The 26,304-nt window shown below is 39.0% G+C and carries 16 protein-coding genes, 27 tRNA genes and 3 rRNA genes; 3 read left to right on the top strand and 43 right to left on the bottom strand.

Annotated elements, in window-relative coordinates:
- Positions 1–124: 124 nt before the first annotated feature.
- The 37 genes from PYW36_RS04345 to bcp form a co-directional block, all read right to left on the bottom strand.
- Positions 125–847, bottom strand: a complete 723-nt coding sequence (locus PYW36_RS04345; RefSeq protein WP_037577247.1) for an amino acid ABC transporter ATP-binding protein — start codon at positions 845–847, stop codon at positions 125–127.
- A complete protein-coding gene (locus PYW36_RS04340) occupies positions 840–2,297 on the bottom strand; it encodes an ABC transporter substrate-binding protein/permease (RefSeq protein ID WP_103159617.1) in 1,458 nt (485 codons plus the stop codon). Before PYW36_RS04340 ends, PYW36_RS04345 begins: the two co-directional genes overlap by 8 nt.
- Before the next feature lie 129 nt (positions 2,298–2,426).
- Positions 2,427–3,485: a PTS sugar transporter subunit IIC gene (locus PYW36_RS04335; protein ID WP_103159616.1), complete on the bottom strand. Its 1,059-nt coding sequence runs from the start codon at positions 3,483–3,485 to the stop codon at positions 2,427–2,429.
- A gap of 43 nt (positions 3,486–3,528) precedes the next feature.
- The gene (locus tag PYW36_RS04330; protein ID WP_103159615.1) at positions 3,529–4,032 is read right to left on the bottom strand and encodes a hypothetical protein; all 504 of its coding nucleotides are present in this window, start codon (positions 4,030–4,032) and stop codon (positions 3,529–3,531) included.
- 426 nt (positions 4,033–4,458) lie between these two features.
- Positions 4,459–4,542: transfer RNA gene (locus tag PYW36_RS04325), tRNA-Leu, on the bottom strand.
- 37 nt (positions 4,543–4,579) lie between these two features.
- Positions 4,580–4,654, bottom strand: a tRNA-Gly gene (locus tag PYW36_RS04320).
- A gap of 23 nt (positions 4,655–4,677) precedes the next feature.
- A tRNA-Gly gene (locus tag PYW36_RS04315) sits at positions 4,678–4,752 on the bottom strand.
- A gap of 25 nt (positions 4,753–4,777) precedes the next feature.
- A tRNA-Gly gene (locus PYW36_RS04310) sits at positions 4,778–4,852 on the bottom strand.
- Between the two features lie 11 nt (positions 4,853–4,863).
- Positions 4,864–4,938: transfer RNA gene (locus PYW36_RS04305), tRNA-Cys, on the bottom strand.
- An 8-nt stretch (positions 4,939–4,946) separates the two neighbouring features.
- A tRNA-Gln gene (locus PYW36_RS04300) sits at positions 4,947–5,018 on the bottom strand.
- Positions 5,019–5,034: 16 nt separating this feature from the next.
- Positions 5,035–5,107: transfer RNA gene (locus PYW36_RS04295), tRNA-His, on the bottom strand.
- A gap of 2 nt (positions 5,108–5,109) precedes the next feature.
- Positions 5,110–5,183, bottom strand: a tRNA-Trp gene (locus tag PYW36_RS04290).
- 7 nt (positions 5,184–5,190) lie between these two features.
- Positions 5,191–5,274, bottom strand: a tRNA-Tyr gene (locus tag PYW36_RS04285).
- 5 nt (positions 5,275–5,279) lie between these two features.
- A tRNA-Thr gene (locus PYW36_RS04280) sits at positions 5,280–5,355 on the bottom strand.
- A 14-nt stretch (positions 5,356–5,369) separates the two neighbouring features.
- Positions 5,370–5,445: transfer RNA gene (locus tag PYW36_RS04275), tRNA-Phe, on the bottom strand.
- A gap of 10 nt (positions 5,446–5,455) precedes the next feature.
- Positions 5,456–5,532: transfer RNA gene (locus PYW36_RS04270), tRNA-Asp, on the bottom strand.
- A gap of 11 nt (positions 5,533–5,543) precedes the next feature.
- Positions 5,544–5,617, bottom strand: a tRNA-Met gene (locus tag PYW36_RS04265).
- Positions 5,618–5,635: 18 nt separating this feature from the next.
- Positions 5,636–5,728: transfer RNA gene (locus PYW36_RS04260), tRNA-Ser, on the bottom strand.
- Between the two features lie 9 nt (positions 5,729–5,737).
- A tRNA-Ile gene (locus tag PYW36_RS04255) sits at positions 5,738–5,811 on the bottom strand.
- 28 nt (positions 5,812–5,839) lie between these two features.
- Positions 5,840–5,913, bottom strand: a tRNA-Met gene (locus tag PYW36_RS04250).
- A 30-nt stretch (positions 5,914–5,943) separates the two neighbouring features.
- Positions 5,944–6,019: transfer RNA gene (locus PYW36_RS04245), tRNA-Ala, on the bottom strand.
- A gap of 22 nt (positions 6,020–6,041) precedes the next feature.
- Positions 6,042–6,115 (bottom strand) — tRNA-Pro (locus PYW36_RS04240).
- Positions 6,116–6,129: 14 nt separating this feature from the next.
- A tRNA-Arg gene (locus tag PYW36_RS04235) sits at positions 6,130–6,203 on the bottom strand.
- Between the two features lie 11 nt (positions 6,204–6,214).
- Positions 6,215–6,303, bottom strand: a tRNA-Leu gene (locus PYW36_RS04230).
- A gap of 7 nt (positions 6,304–6,310) precedes the next feature.
- Positions 6,311–6,385: transfer RNA gene (locus PYW36_RS04225), tRNA-Gly, on the bottom strand.
- 4 nt (positions 6,386–6,389) lie between these two features.
- Positions 6,390–6,471 (bottom strand) — tRNA-Leu (locus tag PYW36_RS04220).
- Positions 6,472–6,476: 5 nt separating this feature from the next.
- Positions 6,477–6,552: transfer RNA gene (locus PYW36_RS04215), tRNA-Lys, on the bottom strand.
- Positions 6,553–6,557: 5 nt separating this feature from the next.
- Positions 6,558–6,633: transfer RNA gene (locus PYW36_RS04210), tRNA-Thr, on the bottom strand.
- A gap of 8 nt (positions 6,634–6,641) precedes the next feature.
- A tRNA-Val gene (locus PYW36_RS04205) sits at positions 6,642–6,717 on the bottom strand.
- A 10-nt stretch (positions 6,718–6,727) separates the two neighbouring features.
- A 5S ribosomal RNA gene (gene rrf / locus PYW36_RS04200) occupies positions 6,728–6,842 on the bottom strand.
- Positions 6,843–6,957: 115 nt separating this feature from the next.
- Positions 6,958–9,884, bottom strand: a 23S ribosomal RNA gene (locus tag PYW36_RS04195).
- Between the two features lie 191 nt (positions 9,885–10,075).
- Positions 10,076–10,151, bottom strand: a tRNA-Ala gene (locus tag PYW36_RS04190).
- Between the two features lie 18 nt (positions 10,152–10,169).
- Positions 10,170–10,246: transfer RNA gene (locus PYW36_RS04185), tRNA-Ile, on the bottom strand.
- An 86-nt stretch (positions 10,247–10,332) separates the two neighbouring features.
- A 16S ribosomal RNA gene (locus PYW36_RS04180) occupies positions 10,333–11,883 on the bottom strand.
- The 16S, 23S and 5S rRNA genes sit together here with 27 tRNA genes alongside, the layout of an rRNA operon.
- Before the next feature lie 543 nt (positions 11,884–12,426).
- A complete protein-coding gene (gene perR / locus PYW36_RS04175; RefSeq protein ID WP_037575843.1) occupies positions 12,427–12,885 on the bottom strand; it encodes a peroxide-responsive transcriptional repressor PerR in 459 nt (152 codons plus the stop codon).
- Between the two features lie 84 nt (positions 12,886–12,969).
- Complete coding sequence (locus PYW36_RS04170) at positions 12,970–13,920, bottom strand: phosphoglycerate dehydrogenase (protein WP_103159009.1); 951 nt, start codon at positions 13,918–13,920, stop codon at positions 12,970–12,972.
- Positions 13,921–13,925: 5 nt separating this feature from the next.
- Positions 13,926–14,384 carry a thioredoxin-dependent thiol peroxidase gene (gene bcp / locus PYW36_RS04165; RefSeq protein ID WP_037575837.1) on the bottom strand — a complete coding sequence of 153 codons (459 nt, stop codon included), beginning with the start codon at positions 14,382–14,384 and terminating at the stop codon, positions 13,926–13,928.
- Positions 14,385–14,464: 80 nt separating this feature from the next.
- Here bcp and PYW36_RS04160 point away from each other — a divergent pair, with 80 nt between their 5' ends.
- Positions 14,465–15,760: a glutamate-1-semialdehyde 2,1-aminomutase gene (locus tag PYW36_RS04160; RefSeq protein ID WP_037575834.1), complete on the top strand. Its 1,296-nt coding sequence runs from the start codon at positions 14,465–14,467 to the stop codon at positions 15,758–15,760.
- A gap of 216 nt (positions 15,761–15,976) precedes the next feature.
- Positions 15,977–17,071, top strand: a complete 1,095-nt coding sequence (locus PYW36_RS04155; protein WP_037575825.1) for an FUSC family protein — start codon at positions 15,977–15,979, stop codon at positions 17,069–17,071.
- Between the two features lie 78 nt (positions 17,072–17,149).
- On the opposite strand, the gene PYW36_RS04150 is transcribed toward PYW36_RS04155, so the two are convergent.
- The 4 genes from PYW36_RS04150 to mutY all read right to left on the bottom strand — a co-directional run bounded on the left by PYW36_RS04150 (position 17,150) and on the right by mutY (position 22,415).
- Positions 17,150–18,727: an FMN-binding glutamate synthase family protein gene (locus PYW36_RS04150; RefSeq protein ID WP_103159010.1), complete on the bottom strand. Its 1,578-nt coding sequence runs from the start codon at positions 18,725–18,727 to the stop codon at positions 17,150–17,152.
- A gap of 163 nt (positions 18,728–18,890) precedes the next feature.
- Positions 18,891–20,627 (bottom strand): ABC transporter ATP-binding protein, encoded by a 1,737-nt coding sequence (locus PYW36_RS04145; protein WP_103159011.1) that lies wholly within the window; start codon positions 20,625–20,627, stop codon positions 18,891–18,893.
- 133 nt (positions 20,628–20,760) lie between these two features.
- Positions 20,761–21,306, bottom strand: coding sequence for a nucleoside tri-diphosphate phosphatase (gene ntdP, locus PYW36_RS04140; RefSeq protein WP_037575819.1), 546 nt, complete (start codon positions 21,304–21,306; stop codon positions 20,761–20,763).
- 56 nt (positions 21,307–21,362) lie between these two features.
- Positions 21,363–22,415, bottom strand: coding sequence for an A/G-specific adenine glycosylase (gene mutY, locus PYW36_RS04135; protein WP_103159012.1), 1,053 nt, complete (start codon positions 22,413–22,415; stop codon positions 21,363–21,365).
- Positions 22,416–22,503: 88 nt separating this feature from the next.
- On the opposite strand from mutY, the gene PYW36_RS04130 reads away from it, so the two are divergent.
- Positions 22,504–23,481 (top strand): metal-dependent hydrolase, encoded by a 978-nt coding sequence (locus tag PYW36_RS04130; RefSeq protein ID WP_037575814.1) that lies wholly within the window; start codon positions 22,504–22,506, stop codon positions 23,479–23,481.
- A gap of 464 nt (positions 23,482–23,945) precedes the next feature.
- Here the strand turns inward: PYW36_RS04130 and PYW36_RS04125 are convergent, their stop codons facing one another.
- On the bottom strand, positions 23,946–24,761 hold the full coding sequence (locus tag PYW36_RS04125; RefSeq protein ID WP_103159013.1) for a teichoic acid translocation permease: 816 nt from the start codon (positions 24,759–24,761) through the stop codon (positions 23,946–23,948).
- Between the two features lie 8 nt (positions 24,762–24,769).
- Positions 24,770–26,296, bottom strand: coding sequence for an ABC transporter ATP-binding protein (locus PYW36_RS04120; RefSeq protein ID WP_103159014.1), 1,527 nt, complete (start codon positions 26,294–26,296; stop codon positions 24,770–24,772).
- Positions 26,297–26,304 lie beyond the last annotated feature (8 nt).

Below are 26,304 nucleotides of genomic sequence, written 5' to 3'. Positions count from 1 at the left end.
CATTTATTGGCTGAAGTTAAAAAGCGTAGAATAGCAATAATCTATGATTTGCTACTCTACGCTCTTTTATATAAAGGTCGTATTAATAAAAAATACGGTTAATCACATGAATAAATGTACTTTTTTACATGACCCGTTTTAAAAAGCTTTGCGTTCTTTGATGTTGAGGATGTTCAAAAATCGCTTCCGGTTTCCCTTCTTCAACAACGTTGCCATCAGCCATAAAAATTACACGGTCACTCACATTTTTGGCAAATTCCATTTCGTGCGTCACCACCACCATTGTCATACCTTCTTTCGCCAAATCCTTCATAACAGTAAGTACTTCACCTACAACCTCTGGATCAAGTGCTGATGTTGGCTCATCAAAAAGCATCACTTTCGGATTCATTGCTAACGCTCGAGCAATGGCAACCCGTTGTTTTTGACCACCAGAAAGTTGATTAGGGTAAGCGTTTGCTCTATCTTTTAACCCCACTCTATCTAGTAAAGTCAAAGCTTGGTCATTCAACGTTTGTTTATGACCTTTTTTTAACAAACTAGGTGCTAAAATAATATTATCAATTACTTTTTTATGAGGAAATAAATTGAAATTTTGAAAAACCATGCCCATATCTTGGCGAAGTTGATCGACTTTTGTACTTTTTTCTGTTAAATCTTTTCCTTCAAATATAACTTGACCCTTAGTGGGTTGTTCTAATAAGTTCATGCAACGTAATAATGTACTTTTTCCGCTTCCGGAAGGTCCAATAATTGCGACAACTTCTCCTTGTTGAATATTCAAATCAATGCCTTTGAGTACGTCATGTTCTCCAAACGATTTATAGAGTTTATTAATTTTAATCACTGATTTTCATTCTCCCTTCAAAGACATTCATAATTCTTGATAAAGTGAATGTCAAAATGAAATACAATATCGCCGCAACCAATAACGGTGTAAACGGATCAAATGAAGCACCTTGAACAACTTGTGCGTTGAACATAATTTCACTAACCCCGATAACAGAAATAATGGATGATTCTTTTATCACCGTGACAAATTCATTGCCTAACGCCGGAAGAATATTATTGATTGCTTGAGGCATGATGACATTTTTCATTGTTTGACTATAATTCAATCCTAAACTACGCGCCGCTTCCATTTGACCCTTATCTACAGCATTAATACCCGCACGTATAATTTCAGCGATATATGCGGTACAGTTTATGACTAACGCAATAGCACCACATATAAATGCAGAAATATCTAAGCCTAAAACGGCTGTTGTTCCAAAATAAACTAAAAATACTTGAACAAGTAAAGGCGTCCCTCTTATAAATTCAATATACGCAGCTGCTAACCATTTTAATGGTTTAATTCGGCTAATTTTCATTAAAGCAAACATCGCTCCAAACACTGCGCCAAAGACGACACCAATAATTGAAATTAAAATGGTATTTTTCAAACCTGTTAAAAAGAAACTGCCATATTTTGTGAAAAAGTTTCCTTCATCTTTCATCGCATTTGCGGCTTTTTCTTCATAATCTTTAATCAAGTTTTGATCATCAACTTCTTTTATCGTTTGATTGACCTTATTTAACAACTCTGGTGAATTTTTAGGTACGGCAATTGCGGTATATTTTTTCTCATCCGCAAAAGACGCTTTAGAAAAAGTAAGTTCTTTATTTTGTTTTAAATAAGCATTTCCAACTGCACTATCTAATACTATTGCATCTAATTTATTACTTTTTAATGAGAGGATTACTTCGGGTACACGCGTTAATGACTGAACATCAGCGTCCTGTATTTCCGTACGCGCAAGTTCTTCTTGTGTCGTTTGTTTTTGTGCACCTATCTTTTTCCCTTTTAAATCATCTAATGTTTGATATTTATTTTCATCCTTTTTACGGATAATTATTTTTTGATCAACAGCCATATAAGAATTAGAAAAGTCGACTTCTTTTTTTCTTTCATCAGTTGGCGTCATTCCAGAAATAATAACATCAATTTTTCCTGTTTTTAAAGCCCCTAATAAACTATCAAATTGCATATTCACGATTTTTAATTTAACACCGTGATCTTTAGCAATTTTTTTAGCCAGTTCAATATCAATTCCAGCATATTCACGTTGTCCGTTGACTGTTCTTTCAAATTCCATCGGAGCATAATCAGCTGATAAACCTACTCTTAATTCTCCTCTTTCTTTAATTTTATCCCATTGATCAGTAGATGCAGCTTTTGCTTGTGAAACAGAAATATTTGAAAACAAAATTACTGCAATCATAAAAATGGCTAGACACTTTCCCCAAAAATTCATAACGTAACCTCCCTCTTAATAATATTCATCATTATACATATACATGAAAATTTATGCAATAGTATTTTAAAAAGAAAAGACGAAGCTCATAAGCTACGTCTCTTCTGTATAATTCATATAAAAATTTTCTTATTGCTTTGGAATGTCAAAACGGTAAATATCATCCGAATACCCTGGTATTACCTTTTTACAAACTTGATGAACCACAAACCCTAAAGTAAAAGGAATGACTAAGTAACCAAAAATAAGTAAAATGATGTTCATGATTGGGTCACCATTCATTCTCGAAAATGCATTGAGTGGTCCTACTAAACCTGTATAGCCAAAACCGGCAGACATCGGTGTCCCTTTAATACCTATTAAATAAGTTAATGTGCCAGCAATTGCGCCATTAATCGCAAGTGGAACCATTATAATAGGATGCTTCAAGTACACAGGAATCATCATTTTAGCAGCACCAATAATAAGTACGATATTCACTCCGATTTTGTTAACACCGAGTGAGCCAAAGATGAACGTGACACAAGCTGCAACGATTCCCATATTGCCTGCGCCACTCCCTAATCCTTCTAAAGAAATTGCAGTTGCAATAGCAACCAATGAGATTGGCGTCACCATGAGTAAAGCAAAAGTCATAGAAATCAATATACTCATCACTAGTGGATTTAACTCCGTAAATGACTCAACCATTGAACCTAAAGCCTGTGTCACTTTTCTCACATGTGGTAGTAATAATAAACCTATCATGCCAGATACTACCGGAATAACGGCAGGTAAAATAATCATTTCCAATGATCCAAATTTATCTTTGAGTAGAATAAACAAAAAACACGCGAGCGTTACCACAATAATCACATTAATGATGTCACCAATACCTTGCAACAGGATTTGTCCATTTTTAAATTGAATAGCGCCAGAGCCTAACATTGCTGAGACCCCCGTGATGACCACTCCAGGACCCGAGAATTTAAACGCAGTCGCAGCTAAAGCACCAATGATAAAAGCCATGAAAGATTGAATAACCACCACAAGTTGATACATAAGTTCAAGCGTGGGTTGACCTTCTTTAAAAAACTTTAAAAACTCTCCCAGTAACGCATTAGGAAGCAATGCAATAACAACACCTGCTCCTACCGCATTTAGTATGTTTGAAAAAAATTGCTTTTTTGATTGTTTAATATTTGGCAATGTTTGCCCCTCCTAAAAACTAATATGTATATCATAATACATTCTAAGAGAAGTCACAATCCGTTATTTGTGAATTACTTTCTTTAATATTCTGCTCTTTTAATAACGTATTTAAATAAGCAATTCGATTTTGAGAAACATGCGTTTTCATCGATATTTGTTTATGGCTCAATTTGGGTCTCACTTGCAATAATTCAAAAATATAATCCTTTAAATCATTACTAATATTGCAATGCTTATCTACAAAATCGACTTGACTATTAAAATTGCGCATACAATGTAAACACTTAAATGCCGGCTTTTTTAATACTAAAACTGTAGGTAATATAGGCTCTGACTTGAGTTTGATTTTTACAGTTTGATATTTATACAGCTTAAACATTTTAGAATTTTGGTTAGTACAATATGGACATTCATTTGGTTTGAAACGATAGATTCCCTCAATGGTTTTTGACGTTTCATAGTTTGTATTTAGATGGTAAAAACAGCCTGTCACTTCAATATTCGATACATCAATTTGATGTTGACTTAATAACTTTTCTAACATAAGACGCCTCATTCTATATCATTTTTTTCATTATATACTGTTATTTAAATAAAATACTAGTCAATATGTATCCAATATATGTAAAAATCGTTCTCTCATGAATTCAACATAAATTGCGATGACACGCCTCTTATTACGGATTTTCTCACACCGAGTATCATATGATCTTTTAAACAGACTTAGCCTACTTTCCGTGATGTTAAAGATAAGGAAGTCGTGACGATAACCTATAGTGATGTATGTGCTAAATATTGTACTAAAACAAAATAACGGCTAGTGAACAACTCACCAACCGTTAAAAGTATAGAATCTAAAAAACGTACTAAGCAACAAAACCTTGCCACTTAGCACGTTTTATCTTCACCAACCGACGTTGACAAAGAGCCCAAAAAAGCCGCAAATCAATGCGACTTTTACAAGCATATATACCGGTGGTCGGGGTCGAACCGACACGTCTGTGAAGACACGGGATTTTGAGTCCCGCGCGTCTGCCAATTCCGCCACACCGGCAAGGTACAAAAAAACTCCCATATTTGGAAGCAAACTTTGGAGCGGAAGATAGGATTTACACCTATACCTCTTTCCGGGAAGGAAAGTGTTCTAAAAGTTGAACTACTCCCGCATATGTAGAATAATAAAATAATTTGGAGCGGAAGATAGGATTTGCACCTATACCTCTTTCCGGGAAGGAAAGTGTTCTAAGAGTTGAACTACTCCCGCATGTCGTAAAACAATAAAATAATTTTGGAGCGGAAGACAGGATTTACACCTGTACCTCTTTCCGGGAAGGAAAGTGTTCTAAAAGTTGAACTACTCCCGCATGTCGTAAAATGGAGGCGGCAACCGGATTTGAACCGGTGAATAGAGGTTTTGCAGACCTCGGCCTTACCACTTGGCTATGCCGCCAAAAGGAACTGGGCTAGCTGGATTCGAACCAGCGAGTGACGGAGTCAAAGTCCGTTGCCTTACCGCTTGGCTATAGCCCATTAATTTTAAATAAAGGGCGGTTGATGGGAATCGAACCCACGAATGTCGGAACCACAATCCGATGCGTTAACCACTTCGCCACAACCGCCATGGCAGGGGCAGTAGGAATCGAACCCACATCAAAGGTTTTGGAGACCTCTATTCTACCGTTGAACTATGCCCCTATTAAGATGGTGGAGGGGGGCAGATTCGAACTGCCGAACCCGAAGGAGCGGATTTACAGTCCGCCGCGTTTAGCCACTTCGCTACCCCTCCGATAATGGTGCCGGCCAGAGGACTTGAACCCCCAACCTACTGATTACAAGTCAGTTGCTCTACCAATTGAGCTAGGCCGGCAAAAACCATAAAAATGGTGGTTCAGGACGGAATCGAACCGCCGACACAAGGATTTTCAGTCCTTTGCTCTACCGACTGAGCTACTGAACCATATTAAGAATGGCGGTCCCGACGGGAATCGAACCCGCGATCTCCTGCGTGACAGGCAGGCGTGTTAAACCGCTCCACTACGGGACCTAAATAAAATATTGCGGGAGGCGGATTTGAACCACCGACCTTCGGGTTATGAGCCCGACGAGCTACCGAACTGCTCCATCCCGCGTTAATAGAAATTTAAAAATGGCGGAGGAAGAGGGATTCGAACCCCCGCGGGCCGTTAAGCCCCTGTCGGTTTTCAAGACCGATCCCTTCAGCCGGACTTGGGTATTCCTCCAAAATTATATGGACCTTGCAGGACTCGAACCTGCGACCGAACGGTTATGAGCCGTTAGCTCTAACCAACTGAGCTAAAGGTCCGAATAATAATTTCTATCAACTATAATAGTGGCGGCGGAGGGGATCGAACCCCCGACCTCACGGGTATGAACCGTACGCTCTAGCCAGCTGAGCTACGCCGCCTTAAAAAGTTGGTAAATATTCAATTAAAAATGGTGGAGACTAGCGGGATCGAACCGCTGACCTCCTGCGTGCAAAGCAGGCGCTCTCCCAGCTGAGCTAAGCCCCCATTAAAGGTATTTTATAAGAAGTCGGGAAGACAGGATTTGAACCTGCGACCCCTTGGTCCCAAACCAAGTGCTCTACCAAGCTGAGCTACTTCCCGTAATGCTATGGTAGCGCGCCCGATAGGAGTCGAACCCATAACCTTTTGATCCGTAGTCAAACGCTCTATCCAATTGAGCTACGGGCGCATATTTAATAATGGTGCCGAGGACCGGAATCGAACCGGTACGGTGATCTCTCACCGCAGGATTTTAAGTCCTGTGCGTCTGCCAGTTCCGCCACCCCGGCAAAATAATGGAGCAGAAGACGGGATTCGAACCCGCGACCCCAACCTTGGCAAGGTTGTATTCTACCGCTGAACTACTTCTGCTTTATGCGGGTGAAGGGAGTCGAACCCCCACGCCGTAAGGCGCTAGATCCTAAGTCTAGTGCGTCTGCCAATTCCGCCACACCCGCTTGAATGGTGAGCCATAGAGGATTCGAACCTCTGACCCTCTGATTAAAAGTCAGATGCTCTACCAACTGAGCTAATGGCTCTTAGATGGTGCCGGCCAGAGGACTTGAACCCCCAACCTACTGATTACAAGTCAGTTGCTCTACCAATTGAGCTAGGCCGGCTATTAAAATGGTGGAGAATGACGGGTTCGAACCGCCGACCCTCTGCTTGTAAGGCAGATGCTCTCCCAGCTGAGCTAATTCTCCGATTTATTATGCTTGGCAACGTCCTACTCTCGCGGAACGTAAGTCCGACTACCATCGGCGCTAAAGAGCTTAACTTCTGTGTTCGGCATGGGAACAGGTGTGACCTCTTTGCTATTGTCACCAAACAATTTTTACTTCGTGACAAACGTTCGCATACGTTTTCACTTCGTAAAATGAATGATTATACATTCAAAACTAGATAGTAAGTATTGTTTCACAAGCATCACCTTATGAACTAAATTGATTAAGTCTTCGATCGATTAGTATTCGTCAGCTCCACGTATCGCTACGCTTCCACCTCGAACCTATTAACCTCATCATCTTTGAGGGATCTTATAACCGAAGTTGGGAAATCTCATCTTGAGGGGGGCTTCATGCTTAGATGCTTTCAGCACTTATCCCGTCCATACATAGCTACCCAGCTATGCCGTTGGCACGACAACTGGTACACCAGAGGTATGTCCATCCCGGTCCTCTCGTACTAAGGACAGCGCCTCTCAAATTTCCTACGCCCACGACGGATAGGGACCGAACTGTCTCACGACGTTCTGAACCCAGCTCGCGTACCGCTTTAATGGGCGAACAGCCCAACCCTTGGGACCGACTACAGCCCCAGGATGCGATGAGCCGACATCGAGGTGCCAAACCTCCCCGTCGATGTGAACTCTTGGGGGAGATAAGCCTGTTATCCCCGGGGTAGCTTTTATCCGTTGAGCGATGGCCCTTCCATGCGGAACCACCGGATCACTAAGTCCGTCTTTCGACCCTGCTCGACTTGTAGGTCTCGCAGTCAAGCTCCCTTATGCCTTTACACTCTATGAATGATTTCCAACCATTCTGAGGGAACCTTTGAGCGCCTCCGTTACACTTTAGGAGGCGACCGCCCCAGTCAAACTGCCCGCCTGACACTGTCTCCCAACTCGATAAGAGTTGCGGGTTAGAAATCCAATACAATTAGGGTAGTATCCCACCAATGCCTCCACGTAAGCTAGCGCTCACGTTTCTAAGGCTCCTACCTATCCTGTACAAACTGTACCGAATTTCAATATCAGGCTACAGTAAAGCTCCACGGGGTCTTTCCGTCCTGTCGCGGGTAACCGGCATCTTCACCGGTACTATGATTTCACCGAGTCTCTCGTTGAGACAGTGCCCAAATCGTTACGCCTTTCGTGCGGGTCGGAACTTACCCGACAAGGAATTTCGCTACCTTAGGACCGTTATAGTTACGGCCGCCGTTTACTGGGGCTTCGATTCGTAGCTTCGCTAATGCTAACCACTCCTCTTAACCTTCCAGCACCGGGCAGGCGTCAGCCCCTATACGTCACCTTACGGTTTAGCAGAGACCTGTGTTTTTGATAAACAGTCGCTTGGGCCTATTCACTGCGGCTCTTCGAAGCGTGAACCTCAAAGAGCACCCCTTCTCCCGAAGTTACGGGGTCATTTTGCCGAGTTCCTTAACGAGAGTTCGCTCGCTCACCTTAGAATTCTCATCTTGACTACCTGTGTCGGTTTGCGGTACGGGCACCAATCTTCTAGCTAGAGGCTTTTCTCGGCAGTGTGAAATCAACGACTCGAGGAAAACATGTTTCCTCTCCCCATCACAGCTTGACCTTAATGAGTGCCGGATTTGCCTAACACTCAGTCTTACTGCTTGGACGTGCACTCCAACAGCACGCTTCGCCTATCCTACTGCGTCCCCCCATCGCTTAAAACGAATCATGGTGGTACAGGAATATCAACCTGTTATCCATCGCCTACGCCTGTCGGCCTCAGCTTAGGACCCGACTAACCCAGAGCGGACGAGCCTTCCTCTGGAAACCTTAGTCAATCGGTGGACGGGATTCTCACCCGTCTTTCGCTACTCACACCGGCATTCTCACTTCTAAGCGCTCCACATGTCCTTGCGATCATGCTTCAACGCCCTTAGAACGCTCTCCTACCATTGTCCTAAAGGACAATCCACAGCTTCGGTAATATGTTTAGCCCCGGTACATTTTCGGCGCAGTGTCACTCGACTAGTGAGCTATTACGCACTCTTTAAATGATGGCTGCTTCTAAGCCAACATCCTAGTTGTCTGGGCAACGCCACATCCTTTTCCACTTAACATATATTTTGGGACCTTAGCTGGTGGTCTGGGCTGTTTCCCTTTCGAACACGGACCTTATCACCCATGTTCTGACTCCCAAGTTAAATTATTTGGCATTCGGAGTTTGTCTGAATTCGGTAACCCGAGAGGGGCCCCTCGTCCAAACAGTGCTCTACCTCCAATAATCATCACTTGAGGCTAGCCCTAAAGCTATTTCGGAGAGAACCAGCTATCTCCAAGTTCGATTGGAATTTCTCCGCTACCCTCAGTTCATCCGCTCACTTTTCAACGTAAGTCGGTTCGGTCCTCCATTCAGTGTTACCTGAACTTCAACCTGACCAAGGGTAGATCACCTGGTTTCGGGTCTACGACCAAATACTCATTCGCCCTATTCAGACTCGCTTTCGCTACGGCTCCACATTTTCTGCTTAACCTTGCATCAGATCGTAACTCGCCGGTTCATTCTACAAAAGGCACGCCATCACCCATTAACGGGCTCTGACTACTTGTAAGCACACGGTTTCAAGTTCTCTTTCACTCCCCTTCCGGGGTACTTTTCACCTTTCCCTCACGGTACTGGTTCACTATCGGTCACTAGAGAGTATTTAGCCTTGGGAGATGGTCCTCCCAGATTCCGACGGAATTTCACGTGCTCCGCCGTACTCAGGATCCACTCAGGAGGGAATATGTTTTCGACTACAGGATTTTTACCTTCTCTGATTAACCTTTCCAGGTTATTCGTCTAACATGTTCCTTTGTAACTCCGTACAGAGTGTCCTACAACCCCAACAAGCAAGCTTGTTGGTTTGGGCTCTTCCCGTTTCGCTCGCCGCTACTCAGGGAATCGATTTTTCTTTCTCTTCCTCCGGGTACTAAGATGTTTCAGTTCTCCGGGTCTACCTTCTCACATGCTATGTATTCACATGCGGATAACACGACATAACTCGTGCTGGGTTCCCCCATTCGGAAATCTCTGGATCACAGCTTACTTACAGCTCCCCAAAGCATATCGTCGTTAGTAACGTCCTTCATCGGCTTCTAGTGCCAAGGCATCCACCGTGCGCCCTTAATAACTTAATCTTTTGATGTTTTGGCAATCGTTTACATTCGGCTTTCGAATTGAACAATAACCAACATCCACCAGTTATTAATTATTGTGAGTCGTCTGTCGACGACTAGCGATAATTTTTGTTTCAAGCTTTTCGCTTGTCACTCGGTTTTGCTTGGTAAAATCTATACTTACTTATCTAGTTTTCAATGTACAATTTAAATGGTGGAGACTAGCGGGATCGAACCGCTGACCTCCTGCGTGCAAAGCAGGCGCTCTCCCAGCTGAGCTAAGCCCCCAAAACTATTAAATTTAAATGGTGGGCCTAAGTGGACTCGAACCACCGACCTCACGCTTATCAGGCGTGCGCTCTAACCAGCTGAGCTATAGGCCCCTATTAAACAACCATTCAAAACTGAATACAATATGTCTCCGTTATTCCTTATCGCTTAAAAGCGATATTCCGTATATTATCCTTAGAAAGGAGGTGATCCAGCCGCACCTTCCGATACGGCTACCTTGTTACGACTTCACCCCAATCATTTGTCCCACCTTCGACGGCTAGCTCCAAATGGTTACTCCACCGGCTTCGGGTGTTACAAACTCTCGTGGTGTGACGGGCGGTGTGTACAAGACCCGGGAACGTATTCACCGTAGCATGCTGATCTACGATTACTAGCGATTCCAGCTTCATGTAGTCGAGTTGCAGACTACAATCCGAACTGAGAACAACTTTATGGGATTTGCTTGACCTCGCGGTTTCGCTGCCCTTTGTATTGTCCATTGTAGCACGTGTGTAGCCCAAATCATAAGGGGCATGATGATTTGACGTCATCCCCACCTTCCTCCGGTTTGTCACCGGCAGTCAACTTAGAGTGCCCAACTTAATGATGGCAACTAAGCTCAAGGGTTGCGCTCGTTGCGGGACTTAACCCAACATCTCACGACACGAGCTGACGACAACCATGCACCACCTGTCATTTTGTCCTCCGAAGAGGAAAACTCTATCTCTAGAGTGGTCAAAAGATGTCAAGATTTGGTAAGGTTCTTCGCGTTGCTTCGAATTAAACCACATGCTCCACCGCTTGTGCGGGTCCCCGTCAATTCCTTTGAGTTTCAGTCTTGCGACCGTACTCCCCAGGCGGAGTGCTTAATGCGTTAGCTGCAGCACTAAGGGGCGGAAACCCCCTAACACTTAGCACTCATCGTTTACGGCGTGGACTACCAGGGTATCTAATCCTGTTTGATCCCCACGCTTTCGCACATCAGCGTCAGTTACAGACCAGAAAGCCGCCTTCGCCACTGGTGTTCCTCCATATCTCTGCGCATTTCACCGCTACACATGGAATTCCACTTTCCTCTTCTGCACTCAAGTTTTCCAGTTTCCAATGACCCTCCACGGTTGAGCCGTGGGCTTTCACATCAGACTTAAAAAACCGCCTACGCGCGCTTTACGCCCAATAATTCCGGATAACGCTTGCCACCTACGTATTACCGCGGCTGCTGGCACGTAGTTAGCCGTGGCTTTCTGGTTAGGTACCGTCAAGATGTGCATAGTTACTTACACATTTGTTCTTCCCTAACAACAGAGCTTTACGATCCGAAGACCTTCATCACTCACGCGGCGTTGCTCCGTCAGGCTTTCGCCCATTGCGGAAGATTCCCTACTGCTGCCTCCCGTAGGAGTCTGGACCGTGTCTCAGTTCCAGTGTGGCCGATCACCCTCTCAGGTCGGCTACGTATCGTTGCCTTGGTGAGCCGTTACCTCACCAACTAGCTAATACGGCGCGGGTCCATCTATAAGTGACAGCAAAACCGTCTTTCACTATCGAACCATGCGGTTCGATATGTTATCCGGCATTAGCCCCGGTTTCCCGGAGTTATTCCAGTCTTATAGGTAGGTTACCCACGTGTTACTCACCCGTCCGCCGCTAACGTCAAAGGAGCAAGCTCCTCGTCAGTTCGCTCGACTTGCATGTATTAGGCACGCCGCCAGCGTTCATCCTGAGCCAGGATCAAACTCTCCATAAAAGAAGTAAGCTTGATATAGCTCGTTGATTGGTTCAGCCAATCACTCTAGAAAGTACGTTACGTACTCAAAATTATTGGAATTAACGTTGACATATTGTCATTCAGTTTTCAATGTTCGTAGTGTTTCTTTTTTAAACCGTTACAATAATCAATTATACTTGTTATGCTTTTTCATGTCAAGAAAAATTTTAAAGTTTTTAAATTAATTTGTGCTCGGTTCGTTGTTTCAACATTATATATTTTATAATGTTATTCAGAAACTTACAAGCGTTAATTTTACACTTTTAATATTTTGTTCAAAAATTTAAAGGTGTTTTAACGTTGTTAACGCGTCGTAACTTGACGACTTTTATATCTTACCAATCGTCCATTAAAACGTCAATAAAAAATCTAAAGAAATTTCGCTAAAAATCACTCTAGAGTGGAAATGTCACACTAAAAGTGGAATAGCGATTTAAGATTATCGATATTAACGTGCTTAATGCAATATTAAAAAAGCACCTAGTCGTTATTTTAAACGTTAACTAGATGCTTTAGCTATGATTAAGTTTTATCTTCTGCTTCTTTACATTCCCGACATATTCCATATATTTCCATACGATGATGCGTAATATTAAAATCTGTCACGTGTTGCGCAAGCTGTTCAATTTCATGTAAGGAAGGATAATGGAAATCTACAATTTTACCGCACTTTTCGCAGATCACATGATAATGGTTTTGCGTGTCAAAATCAAAACGACTAGAAGCATCCCCATACGTCAGCTCTTTTACAATACCCGTTTTCTTAAAAACTTTGAGGTTATTATAAATTGTTGCCACACTTATGTTAGGAAAATCAGGTGATAATGATTGATAAATTTCATCAGCAGTTGGATGTGATTTTGAACGAATCAAAAAGTTTAAAATTGCTTGTCTTTGAGGTGTAATACGAACTCCGGCTTCTCTTAATGAAGCGATAGAATCATTCAACTGATGTTCATAAGTTTCCATTTCTGCAGCCATTTGTCTCACCCGTCTTTCTACTTAATAATAATTCTTACTTAATATTAATATAATGCGAGTGATTTGTTAATGTCAATTATTTCGTTAATATCCTTTATTTAAGTCTACAACATTCTCAATTAGCCCTTCGTTATTGAGAACACTCTGTAAATTATTGATAAAGATATCTGTGGCTTTAGTTTTATTATATTGCGCATTTCCGGTAATGTGACTCGTCATCACTACATTGTCTAGTTCATACAAACCTGACTCATCTGTGAGTGGCTCATTTTCATAAACGTCTAAATAGGCTTTACGAATATTTTTTTCTTTTAAAGCTTGCACAAGGACATTTTCCTTTACAACTGTTCCCCTTCCTATATTGATAAAAAGTGTTCGTGTATTCATTTTGTCAAAATCACTTTTTTGTAAGAGGAATGTTGTCTCTTCAGTTTCGGGTAATACATTAACCACAATATTTGCTTTAGCATAAATTCCTGTTCTTTCACTTAATGGATACGTTTCATCAAAGCCTTCAACTGCGTGTCCATTTGTGTTTAAACCAAGTGTTTTCATACCAAACACTTGTGCAATTTGAGCGGCGCGTTTTGGAATGACGCCTGTTCCTAAAAATAAAATGGTTTCCCCAGCTATCGATGCTGTGGTTCTTTTATGATTATAGATTTTGGATAATTGCTCTTCATAAGTTTCCTTCATTTCTTTATAGTCATCTAAGATATATGCAAATAGAAATTCAGTCAGTTGCTGTGCATGAACGCCTTTCGCATTTGTAACTTGAATATTTCTTTTACGCAATGCATCAAAAGGTAATGTATTAACACCTGTCGCAAACCACATTAACCATTTTAAATTTTTCGCTTTATCAATAAATGACGCATCCACTTCTTTATGATAAGTCATTAATATGTCCATCTCTTTTAAGGAACTCTCTGGTAAATATGATGGATGTTTATAAAATTCAAAATCAACATTAGGAAAAGTTTCTTGCAAGCGTTGTTCTTGATATCCTAAACACATTAAACTTACAACACGCATTCTCATCACCCCTGAAGAATTGATTTTAGTTGATCCATTTGCGACTTCACTTTGACTTTTTCAATGACATCCATCACTTTACCTTCTTCATCAATAATGAATGTTGTGCGTACGATGCCCATTGTTTCTTTACCAAATGTCTTTTTCAGCTGATATACCCCTGTCGCTTTCGAAAGTTGATAATCTTCATCTACAAGTAAATCAAAATTGAGTTGATGTTTTTCGATAAAATTTTGATGTTTACGTTTTGAATCTCCGCTAATGCCATAGACTTTTACATCCAAATCATTAAAATACGAAAGATGATCTCTAAAATCGCAAGCTTCAGTTGTACAAGTCGGAGTGTTATCTCTAGGATAAAAATAAAGAATGGCCTTTTGACCTTTTAATGAAGATTTAGTGATGACTTCACCATTTTGATTTTCTAATTTAAAATCCGGAAATTGATCGCCATTTGTTAACATTTGACTCCCTCTTTCTTCATTTCTTTTATTTTATGATACGATATGAGATGAAAATATTAAATAAAAGAGGCTGATATTAGATGAATTTTTCTAAAAGCGAAAACTTGCAAAATCAATCTAACGAATATATTTTAGGCGGCGTGAATTCTCCATCACGTTCTTACAAAGCAGTGGGTGGCGGTGCACCTGTTGTTATGAAAAAAGGGCAAGGAGCCTATTTATATGATGTAGATGGGAATAAATATATCGACTATTTACAAGCTTATGGCCCTATTATTACTGGGCACGCACATCCTCATATCACTCAAGCCATTCAAGAACAAGCCGCATTAGGCGTATTATTTGGAACACCAACTGAACTTGAAATTGAATTCGCACGAAAACTGCGAGCAGCTATTCCATCTCTTGAAAAAATGCGTTTTGTTAATTCTGGAACAGAAGCTGTCATGACAACAATTCGTGTGGCACGTGCTTATACGAACAGAAATAAAATCATCAAATTTGCAGGCTGTTATCACGGGCATTCAGATTTAGTCCTTGTCGCTGCAGGTAGTGGCCCTTCACAACTTGGCTCACCAGATTCTGCAGGAGTTCCAAAAAGTGTAGCACAAGAAGTCATCACTGTACCTTTTAATAATATTGATGCGTTTAAAGAAGCGATGGCTCACTGGGGTGACCAAGTTGCAGGTGTGCTTGTTGAACCTATAGTAGGTAACTTTGGTATGGTTGAACCGCAACCTGGTTTTCTAGAAGCAGTCAATGAAATTACACATGAATACGGTGGCTTAGTGATTTATGATGAAGTCATTACTGCTTTCCGCTTCCATTATGGTGCAGCTCAAGATTTACTAGGCGTATATCCTGATTTAACTGCCTTTGGTAAAATTGTGGGTGGCGGATTACCTATTGGTGGTTATGGCGGACGCCAGGATATTATGGAACAAGTTGCCCCGTTAGGCCCTGCCTATCAAGCCGGAACAATGGCAGGTAACCCCCTCTCTATGAAAGCAGGTATTGCTTTATTAGAAGTTTTAGAAAAAGAGGGTGTATATGAAAAATTAAATCAATTAGGTGCACGTCTTGAAGAAGGTCTCCAAGCTTCTATTGATAAATATCAAATTAAAGCTACAATTAATCGCGTGCGTGGCGCCTTAACGGTCTATTTTACCGACGAAAAAGTGACGCATTACGACCAAGCTGACCAATCAGACGGAGAACAATTTGCGAAATTCTTTAAATTGATGTTACAACAAGGCATTAACCTTGCTCCTTCAAAATATGAAGCGTGGTTCTTAACAACTGAACATACAGAAGAAGATATCGACCAAACATTGAAAGCTGCAGATTATGCATTTCAGCAATTAGCTAGCAAATAAAGCAAAAATATTATAATATCTATATATCAGAACGAGAGCAATTAAAAAAAGCTTACGTTTCAAAGGGCTGAGGCAAAGTAATGCCTTGGCCCTAAAATTTAAATGTAAGCTAAGTGAAAGACACTTTTTTAAAAAGACACTGCGGTGTTAGAATAAATATAACTCGCTCTCAAACTCTCAAGGTTCAACTATATATTTTATGAAGGAGTGCTTTATTTGAAATTAGGTGCGAGAATATTAAAAACAGGAATCGCCATTATACTTGCGATTTCTATCGCTTCCTTATTACCTTCTGATGCAGGGATGATTACTGTTGCCGGAATTGCTGCTGTAGTCGCCATGCAGCCGAGTGTATATCGTACTTTAAAAACCATCGTCGATCAATTTCAAGGCAATGTTATAGGTGCTATTTTAGCTATCGTTATGGTCTCCATCTTTGGTAAGAATATTATCATCATGGGGGCGACGGTGATATTACTCATTGCGATTTTATTTAAATTGAAAATTGAGCATGTGGCTACATTAGCGACTGTTACTGCACTTATTATTATGGGACAGCATAGTGGTTCATTTTATTGGTCTGCGTTTTACCGTTTTATCTTAGTCATGATTGGTGTTTTGAGCTCATTCATAGTGAATATGACATTTTTACCTCCAAAATTTGAAACTAAAATTTACTATAATTCACTCAATATTACGACGGATATTTTTAAATGGTTCAACTTAGTGCTTAATGACGTCACCGAGTTCAATTACGTCAAACAAGATTTAGAGAGTTTGCGCCAACGCGTTGTAAAACTAGAGCAATTGTTTGAGTTTTATAAAGAAGAACGCTCATTAACGAAAAAATATGCCCGTGCACAAACTCGTAAGAAAATTTTATTCAAAGAAATCGTACTCTCAACAAGAGATGCCTACGATGTACTTAAACGCATGAATCGTTATCAAAATGACATGCTTAATTTAAGTGAGTCTCTCTTTCTACAGATAAAATTAGAAGTCGATGAATTATCACAGTTTCATGAGCAGATTCTAATAAGTATCACCAAAAAAGCAAAATTTGATAATCCAGATTTTCAAAGTCGTATCACAAATCCCCTCAAAAAAGATTTATTAACCGCCTATCAAGAAGAATTTAAATCAAATTCTACAAACTCAACGGATATAAATACAAATGTGATACACATAATTGCCGCTTTAGAAGAATATCGATATAATCTTGAACATTTGAATCGTTTACGTATTAGCTACTTTAAATATCATTCAAACGATCCAGATATCGATATTATTAAAGAAGACTTTGATTTATAATTTGAAGATAAAAATACGGTAAGTGCGATGAATAGATATTTTAATCCATTTCTCTTAGCACTCACCGTATTTTTTTATTTATTGAATTAATTTAAGTTGATAATCCTGTATCGTTTGAATATCTCCTCTTTTGTGTTTCAATGTGACATGTTCTGGGCCAATTTCAGTAGGACTTGTGACTCCGACTGCCGCTGCAATATTAAATAACCCTTCATGTAAAGAAGTGACGTAATTGGCGACACGATATTCTTTTTCTTCTATCACGAGGGCCTTTTCCTTTTTAGGGTCTGTTGTTGCCACTCCCACAGGACAAGTGTTTTTATGACATTGGCGGCTCATGATACATCCCACACTAATCATCATTCCACGTGCAACGTTGACTAAATCAGCACCAAGTGCAAGGGCAATAGCAATTTTATCAGGGGTCACGAGTTTACCCGAAGCAAATATTTTAACTCTATCTCGGACACCATTTGCTTTTAAAATTCCATCCACGATAGGCAGTGCCGTAAATAAAGGTAACCCCACACCATCTTGTAGTTCCTGAAAAGTTGCTCCTGTGCCTCCTTCTCCTCCGTCCACTGTAATAAAGTCTGGAAAGAGGTTGAGTTCTACCATTGTTTTAACGAGCGTATTCACTTCATTCCGATTACCCACCACAATTTTAAAGCCAACTGGTTTTTGACTCAATTGTCTTAATTCGTTAACCCATTCTAATAAAGCTTTAGGATGGTCAATAAATTCGAACCGGTTAGGTGAATTAATCGTCTCAAACGGTGTGACATTTCTAATTTTCGCGACTTCTTCAGTAACTTTATGCCCTTCAATATGACCCCCACGCGTTTTAGCGCCTTGGGCAAGTTTGATTTCAAACATTTTTATTCTAGGATTTTCTGCTTTTTTCAAAAACTCAGATTTACTAAAGCCCCCTTCTTTATTACGTACACCAAATAATCCAGGGCCAATTTGAAAAATGATATCAGCGTCCCCTTTTAGATGGTACGTACTCAATCCACCTTCACCCGTATTCATCCATGTTCCCGAATGACCCAATCCTTTTGAAAGTGCAGTAATTGCGTGACTCCCTAGTGCACCAAAGCTCATAGCAGATTGACCTACTAAGCGCTTCGCATAATACGGATGTTTTAAATCCGTTCCAAACTTAATATAATGCGACGGATGTAAGAAGTAAGGTTCAATATCTGAAGCTTGGATGCGTTCTTTTCTAGAAAATAGTGATTCTCTTTGAATGTCGTATACAAAAGTCGAAATAAGGTGTTTGTTATCTAGCGCAAGCTCAGAAAGTTGTGTTGGAAACATCGCATTATTGAGAAAAAAACCTTCATCGTAATTCAATTCAGATCCAAAACTTGTTTTGCGATCATTATATTTACCCGCAAGTACAATATGTTGATATTGATCTCTCGAAAAAGGTTGATCTTCATTATCATTTAAAAATAAATATTGTCGAAGTTCAGGTCCAATACTTTCCAAGAAATACCGTACTCTTGCCAATACTGGATAATTTCGCAAAACACTATGTTGTTTCTGTTTTCGGTCAAATATTAAAAACCCAATAATCGCAATGAGTGCAAATATGAGTAGACCCACAATGATGATGTTAACAATCAGTTGCAAAATCGTTAAAAATGTCATACAGATATCCCCTTTTTGAATAACTATACCCTTTGTTCACACTAAATATAAATATTTTCACTCCATTTAATTACTTTTTAAATGACTTTCAGATATAAACATAAAAATCACGATACATCATGAGAAATGGCCTTTCTCAAACGTATCGTGTTTCTTTAGGATTTTATAAGTTTTGGATATTGTAAAGGCGTTGATAAGCACCTTGTTGTGCCATTAATTCTTGATGGGCACCCATTTCAACAATTTCCCCATTTTCGATGACGACAATTTTATCTGCATGCGTTATTGTAGAAAGACGGTGCGCGACGATTAAAGTTGTTCGGTCTTTACTTAGAATATTCAATGCTTCTTGAATGATAGCTTCACTTTCCAAATCAAGTGCACTCGTTGCTTCATCTAAAATCAAAATTGGAGGATCGTTTAGGAAAATACGTGCGATTGAGAGACGTTGTTTTTGTCCACCTGACAATTTGACTCCACGTTCCCCAACTTCCGTATCATAGCCATGGGGTAATGCCATAATAAAATCATGAGCATTAGCCTTTTTAGCCGCTTCAATAACGTCACTATCTGAGGCATCGGGACGTCCTAACAAAATATTTTCCTTTACTGTATCAGAAAATAAAATGTTATCTTGCTGAACTAAACCAATTTGACGACGTAAACTTCCTGTTTCAAAGTCCTTAATATTATGTTGATCAATTAATATTTCACCTTTCGTAACATCATAAAATCGTGGTATCAAGCTAATTAACGTAGATTTACCTCCACCACTCATACCCACAAATGCCACTGTTTCACCGTGATGAATATTTAAGTTGATGTCTTTTAAAATGTCACGCTCATTTTGATTGTATTTAAACGAAACATGACGAATTTCAATATTACCTTGTTGTATCGGTATCGCTTTTGCCTGTTCAGTATTTTTAATATCATAGGGTTCATCAAATAATTGAAATACACGATCCATTGAGGCAAAACTTTGCGTCAACGTAGTGAATGAGGAAACGAGACGACGCAAAGGTCCATAAAGTTGTTCTAAATAGCTGACAAACGCAGCTAACGTTCCGACAGTGACAGAACCTGAAATAGCGAGGTACGCGCCAAATCCAATTACAATTAATGGCCCAATATCAGTCACTGTATTAATTGCTGAAAATGAATAGGCATTCCATCGCGTATGTTTAAATGCTTTTTGTAAAAAATTAGAATTACGTTTATCAAAATTTTTCGCTTCATTCTCTTCAATTGCAAAACTTTTAATCACGGACATCCCATTTACACGTTCATGTAAAAAGCCTTGGGTTTCCGCTAGCTTTTGTGAACGTTGACGGGTTAAGGCACGCAAACGTCCAAAGAAAAAGTAAACAGTTAAAATATAAAACGGTAAAATGACAATGGCTGCTACAGTCAGTTTCACATCTAAGAAAAACATCACGGATAACGCGATAATAATCGTAATACAATCTAGCCAAATATTCATTAAACCGGTCATAATAAAATCTTTTGTTTGCTCGACATCATTAATGACTCGTGAAATCACTTCACCCGCTTTATTATTAGCATAAAACCGTGCACTTAAAGCTTGTAAATGACTATATAACTTTTTACGAATATCATAAAGAATTTTATTACTTGTCCATTGCGCCATGTACTGTCTTAAAAATTCAATAGGCGGACGCACAATGATAAATATAAATGCGGCAATCCCCATAGCAAACAGCAAATGAGAATATTTGTCTGACATACTTAATGCGCCGTTATTAATGACGTCATCAATCACATATTTAATTAATAACGGTATCAATAATGGAATACCAAATTTTAATATTCCAACAATGATTGTCCCAAATATCAACCATTTATATGGCTTTACAAATTCTAAATAACGTCTTATCACGCACATATCCCCTTTCACAAAACATAAGACGAGTGAAATAGAGATAGTGAAGACATTGATATGCCGACTTTTTCTATTTCACTCGTAATATTTAGTGTTTCTATTATGTTGCATTCTAAGGTGAAGATTTTAATTAAATACTGTTTCTCAGCTTTTGAAATCTGTTTCGCCAAACTTTGATAAAATCTGGCGCAAATGGACCTTTTTTATGTTCTATCCATTGTTGTAAAATATCAACGTTTCTTCTTAAAATAACATCAATATCTTTAGGATAATTCATTTGATTCATATGTTGTTCATATTCATCCTCATCCAATAAATGATATTTGCCGTTTGGATACACTTTAATATCTAGATCATAATCGATATATTTTAAGGCTTCTTCATCACAAGCAAATGGTGATGACAAGTTACAATAGTAGTACACACCGTCTTCTCTGAACATACAAATGACATTAAACCAATACTCCGCATGAAAATAGACAATTGCTGGCTCACGCGTAATCCATGTTCGGCCATCACTTTCCGTGACCAATGTGTGATCATTGCCCCCAATAATGACATGATCTGTTCCTTTTAATATTGTTGTTTCAGACCAAACGCGATGGATATTGCCATCGTGCTTATAAGACTGTATTTTTATTGTGTCGCCTTCTTTAGGAATACATGATTTAACCACTTGTCTCACCCACTTCTATCAAACTCACTTTCACATTATATCACAATCTTTAAATGCTACTTACCATTCCGCTTACAATACTTTTCATAAATTTTATTCATCGACGCTGGTAAAGTAAATTGATCACGGTTTTTAGGTGATAACCATGCGGAATCTTCATAGGGCAATTTAAATTTTTCTAGATTTACACTTGCTCTATAGACTTCTAACACCCATGTGACATGTGTAAACTGTTGTTTCATCGTGTCTATTTTTTCATGATTCACTTCAAAAGTATCGCCATAAATTGCTTTTAACTCATCCAAACTTGTTGCTGACGGATGCTTTGGAAATTCCCACATATGAGTTAACAAATTGGCTGTTATTTGCTCAATAACATATTCTTGATGTTCATTTTCTATCAAATAGACATTATAAGTTTCTGTTTTTCTTTTTACCTTTTTTGTTTTCACAGGTAAGTCTAGCACAGTCCCTTTTCCATAACTTTCACAATGGGTTTGTACAGGACAAAATAAGCATAATGGGTTTTTCGGTGTACATATTAATGCCCCTAGCTCCATCATCGCTTGGTTAAAAGTCCCTGCTTCCGTTTCTACGTAGGGTCTTAAGGCCGCTTCAAATTTCGTTCTTGTCGTTTGTAATGCGATATCTGAATCATCATTGTTGAGTCGAGACCACACTCTAAAAACATTGCCATCGACTGTCGGCAAGGGATGGTTAAACGCAATACTCATAACAGCAGCTTGGGTATAAGGTCCCACTCCTTTCAATGTTTTAAACACTTCGGGCTGAACAGGGACTTGTCCCCCATAATTTTGAGCCACTTCTTTTGCGGCTGTGTGAAAATTGCGCGCTCGGCTATAATAGCCTAATCCCTCCCAATATTTTAAAACATCATCATCGCTCGCATTTGCTAAAGCTTCAATTGTCGGGAAGCGTTCTATAAATTTTAAATAATAACTTCTCACTGTATTCACTTGTGTTTGTTGTAGCATTACTTCGCTCACCCAAATATAGTAAGGATTCGAAGTCTCACGCCAAGGCATTTGGCGCTGATTGATTTCAAACCAATTTATAAGATCACTTTTAAAACGCTCTGGATTATGCATAAAATTCTCCTTCAAGTGGTTGATTATTTTTGTTCAGTGTAAATATAGATTATACTATGTTTAAATAAGTAAGAAATGAGTGACGCTTATGGATACTGCGACGCATATCGCAATCGGTGTTGGGTTAACGGCCATTGCAACAACGGACCCTGCCTTAGGGCAAAACATTGCTGCAACTGCAACGGTTCTAATTGCTGGTTCGTTAATTCCTGACATTGATACAGTTTTAAAATTAAAAGATAATGCAACTTATATTTCTAATCATAGAGGCATTACACATTCTATTCCTTTCACACTATTTTGGCCATTGCTACTCACTTTGCTTGTGTTTAGTGTTTTTACCCATGTCGATCCTTTTCATGTATGGTTATGGGCACAGTTGGCTGTATTTTTACATGTCTTTGTAGATATTTTCAATTCATACGGCACCCAAGCGCTACGGCCTATTTCCAACAAATGGATTCAACTCAGTGTGATTAACACATTTGACCCTATCATCTTTTTTATTTTGATGATTGGTATTGTTATATGGGCTTTAGGCGTACATCCTTACATTGTTTTTGGCCCTATCCTTATTCTACTCATCATGTATTACATTTTACGTTTTATTATGCAGAGTTGGCTGAAAAAACAAGCGTTAAACCAAGTTGAACATCTAGGGACACCAATAAAAGTGTTTGTAGCCCCTACAATTCGCTTTTTCCAATGGCGCATCGCTATTCAAACAGAAAAACATGATTATGTAGGTCGAAGTTATGGTCGAAATATTGTATTTAGCGATAAAGTCGAACGACAACCTTACCCAAGTGATGTCGTAATGCAATATGCACAATATGATTCTAACATACGTGCATTTTTGAATTTTTCATCTATTTATCGTTGGCATATTGAACATATTGATAATAAAACTACAGAGTTACGTTTTATTGATTTGCGTTATTTAAAAAATGACCACTATCAATTTGTAGCCATCGCACACCTTGATGAAAATATGAAAGTCATCCACTCCTATACTGGATGGGTCTTCACCGAAGAAAAACTAATGAAAAAACTCTTTGCACACTAATGTATTATAAAAAAGCGGGGGTGAGACATAATTAATTTCATTTATTTGATTGTTCCATAAAGCCTTGCTTTTCTTGGTGCATTACAGAAATCTATTTGATTTCGTAGTAATGCCTGCCGGTGCTTGAAGACGTTAGGAATGTAATGAGTTACGTCTTCAGTACACCTATGAACATACGTGAATAGGTGGTCCTTATTTAAAGTTGGGTAAAGCTTGAAAAGCGCATACGTAATCCAGTCAGCTACTGCCACTATTTTATTGTAGTCAGCAAAAAATCTTAAAATGGAATTTCGGTTTCGGCTAGATGCCTCAGAAGTCTCAGCTTAGGAAACCATCAAATTTGCTATAATTATTCATCGCTCTAAAGTTATAAAATCTGCTTTACCAACTCAATTTTTATGAACTAAGTTGTATCAAAATAGCCATCAAAATTTATTCTTAGATAAATTTTGATGGCTTTCTAATTATTGGTAATCTTTATGTTCCAGCCCCGTTTTTGCATGCACTTGCGTTTGAATGTGTTCATTTGGTCTCAGTTGTGAAACATAGTCATTAAGCGCAAAATTGAGTACAGTCAATAAACCGATCCAACAAATAAAATAAAAATGATAACCAAGATGATTTAAAGCGTGAGAGCCAACAATTACAGATTGTTGAAACCCATTGACTAAATAGTACACCGGATTAAGCATAAGGAAATGTGATAAGCCACCATGAATCGTTCCTTTTATAAAAATAATAGGTAACAAACAAAAGACAATGAACACCAAAATGTAAAAAATCACATCTAATTTGGCATAAATGATACGAATAAGTCCTAACAAGTAGGATAAAAGTGCTATAAATATAAATGTCATAAATGTATAAAATAATACACCTACAATTAAAGTGTCCGCATTCACGGGCTTGACAATTCCTATAACAGTCATCAATAACAAAAGCACCAAACTATAAATACAACTTGAAATTAATATATGCAACATTGGACTACTATTAAAGTGACGTGTCACATAATAATCCCGAGGGAAATTTTTATAGTTGTTCCAAATCGCAATGAAGATAACTCCAAAAATGAAGAAACCAGCTAAGCGATACAGGATAGTCGCTTGCGTAATTTCAGGAAGTGCCATTGCAGTTAAAAGAACTTTTAACAATAAGATTATTGCGAGAAAAATCGCTACCATGAGCGTTAATTGCTTTTTTTGTTGAAATAAGCGATATTGACTGTGACGAACGTGTCGTGGAACATTTTTAAAGAATATAAACAATTGTTCTAACATAGTTTCACCTACAATTTAATATAAACCCATTGCTCATTTTGGAGATCTGCAATAAAGTAGCCGTCTTCAGATTTACCAATCCAATAGTTTCCATCAGGGTTAAATTTTTTCTTAAACGTTTCTGTTTTTACCATTGGAAATGAAAATCCTACCAATTGATTTCGATCGTTATACAACATGGATATCGGTTGTTGCGTAATTTGTTCAACAAATCGATTTTCTTTTTCTGGAACTAATGTGTTCTTTACTTTTTTATGAGGCAGGTGTATCTGTCCATTAAAATAATCGATTGACTCAACGTAATTCGATTTCATAAAAGGCTTAATCTGATCTCGTGACGTATTTTGATATAATGCGGCAGGATTTAAATATTTAAATTGTGATTTTGAGGCACTATACGTTTCTCCATCTACCACAATTTGATAGTTTGTTTTGTTTTCTCCTGTAATCGTCGCCACAGTATATCGTGGTAAAGTGATAGATTTTTGTTTGTTTTTGGCATTCAGTTTTGCTGAATTCTCCTCAACGATACCATAGGCTAATTTTTCGATATAAGGATCTTGATTATTTTTGGCAATCGTGTCTTCTGTCGTCACTTTTTTAGTTTGTAATTCTCCCATATTTGTAAAAATTAAAACAGCGCCTAATAGAATCCCCACAAAGAAAACAGCCAACCAAGTCCATATGCGTGCCAAAAATGCAGGAGGTTCTGCATGATGATACCGTTCTATTCTTTTAAAATTATAAGTCAGTTCAGGCATTCTTGAACGGTTCCGCTTCCAATCTTCGTCAAAATGTGCACGCTGTTCTTCGGATTTAAGAGAATTTCGGTCTTGTTCATGTGATTTAAATGCTGATAACACACGTTTTAGAGGCCCTTCCTGTCTTAATTGACCATGAGAAATCCAAGCTAGATAATTGCTCACAGCTTGTATTTTTGCTAAATCGTTATCGATGGTCACCCAAGTTAATCCTTGTTCGATGTATTCATGCGCCATCTCAACCGCCTTATTCATAAAATCCTCATTCAGATAAGACAGAATGTGACTGAAGACAATAATTTCAGCTCGAGAAGCCCGTGCTAGACTGAATAAAAGCTGTGCATATTCTGCATCCGTTAAACTTTGAATCATTTCTTGAGATTGGGATTCTAAATGTGCAAATTTAATAATCTGCTCCACTTTGTGTACCGGTACTTCATATTCATATAAACGTATGACATCTTCAACGTAGGCTTTGACTGACATCGTTTCGACCGTTTTTTGGTTCATATTTGCATAAAACATTGATGCTGTTCGAACCATTCGACCTTTATCAGGTTTTACTGTTCCTGCTAAAATCTCTCCTACTAATGATTTTGAAGATTTTTCTTCACCAATAATGCCAAGTGATTCACCTTGATAAATATGTAATGTGATATTGTTCAATTCGATGTCTTCGGGTTGATAGCTAAAAGGCTTTAAGATATTTTGTTTTTTCTGATTACGATAATAATGTGTCACATTAATTATCTTTAGGACAATTGCACTCCCCATTGACTTAA

The sequence above is a fragment of the Staphylococcus chromogenes genome (assembly GCF_029024625.1).
In the GTDB taxonomy this organism is placed as follows: domain Bacteria; phylum Bacillota; class Bacilli; order Staphylococcales; family Staphylococcaceae; genus Staphylococcus; species Staphylococcus chromogenes.
The sequence above is the reverse complement of the archived record's forward strand: the minus strand, read 5'-3'. Positions and strand labels throughout refer to the sequence as shown.

What these genes read in the sequence shown, in the direction of transcription:
- PYW36_RS04130 (WP_037575814.1), top strand. Translation starts at nt 22,504, where the DNA reads ATGGATACTGCGACGCATATCGCAATCGGTGTTGGGTTAACGGCCATT.
- PYW36_RS04150 (WP_103159010.1), bottom strand. Translation starts at nt 18,727, where the DNA reads ATGACATTTTTAACGATTTTGCAACTGATTGTTAACATCATCATTGTG.
- bcp (WP_037575837.1), bottom strand. Translation starts at nt 14,384, where the DNA reads ATGTTAACAAATGGCGATCAATTTCCGGATTTTAAATTAGAAAATCAA.
- perR (WP_037575843.1), bottom strand. Translation starts at nt 12,885, where the DNA reads ATGGCTGCAGAAATGGAAACTTATGAACATCAGTTGAATGATTCTATC.
- PYW36_RS04330 (WP_103159615.1), bottom strand. Translation starts at nt 4,032, where the DNA reads ATGTTAGAAAAGTTATTAAGTCAACATCAAATTGATGTATCGAATATT.
- PYW36_RS04120 (WP_103159014.1), bottom strand. Translation starts at nt 26,296, where the DNA reads ATGGGGAGTGCAATTGTCCTAAAGATAATTAATGTGACACATTATTAT.
- mutY (WP_103159012.1), bottom strand. Translation starts at nt 22,415, where the DNA reads ATGCATAATCCAGAGCGTTTTAAAAGTGATCTTATAAATTGGTTTGAA.
- PYW36_RS04125 (WP_103159013.1), bottom strand. Translation starts at nt 24,761, where the DNA reads ATGTTAGAACAATTGTTTATATTCTTTAAAAATGTTCCACGACACGTT.
- PYW36_RS04340 (WP_103159617.1), bottom strand. Translation starts at nt 2,297, where the DNA reads ATGAATTTTTGGGGAAAGTGTCTAGCCATTTTTATGATTGCAGTAATT.
- PYW36_RS04170 (WP_103159009.1), bottom strand. Translation starts at nt 13,920, where the DNA reads ATGCGTGTTGTAAGTTTAATGTGTTTAGGATATCAAGAACAACGCTTG.
- PYW36_RS04160 (WP_037575834.1), top strand. Translation starts at nt 14,465, where the DNA reads ATGAATTTTTCTAAAAGCGAAAACTTGCAAAATCAATCTAACGAATAT.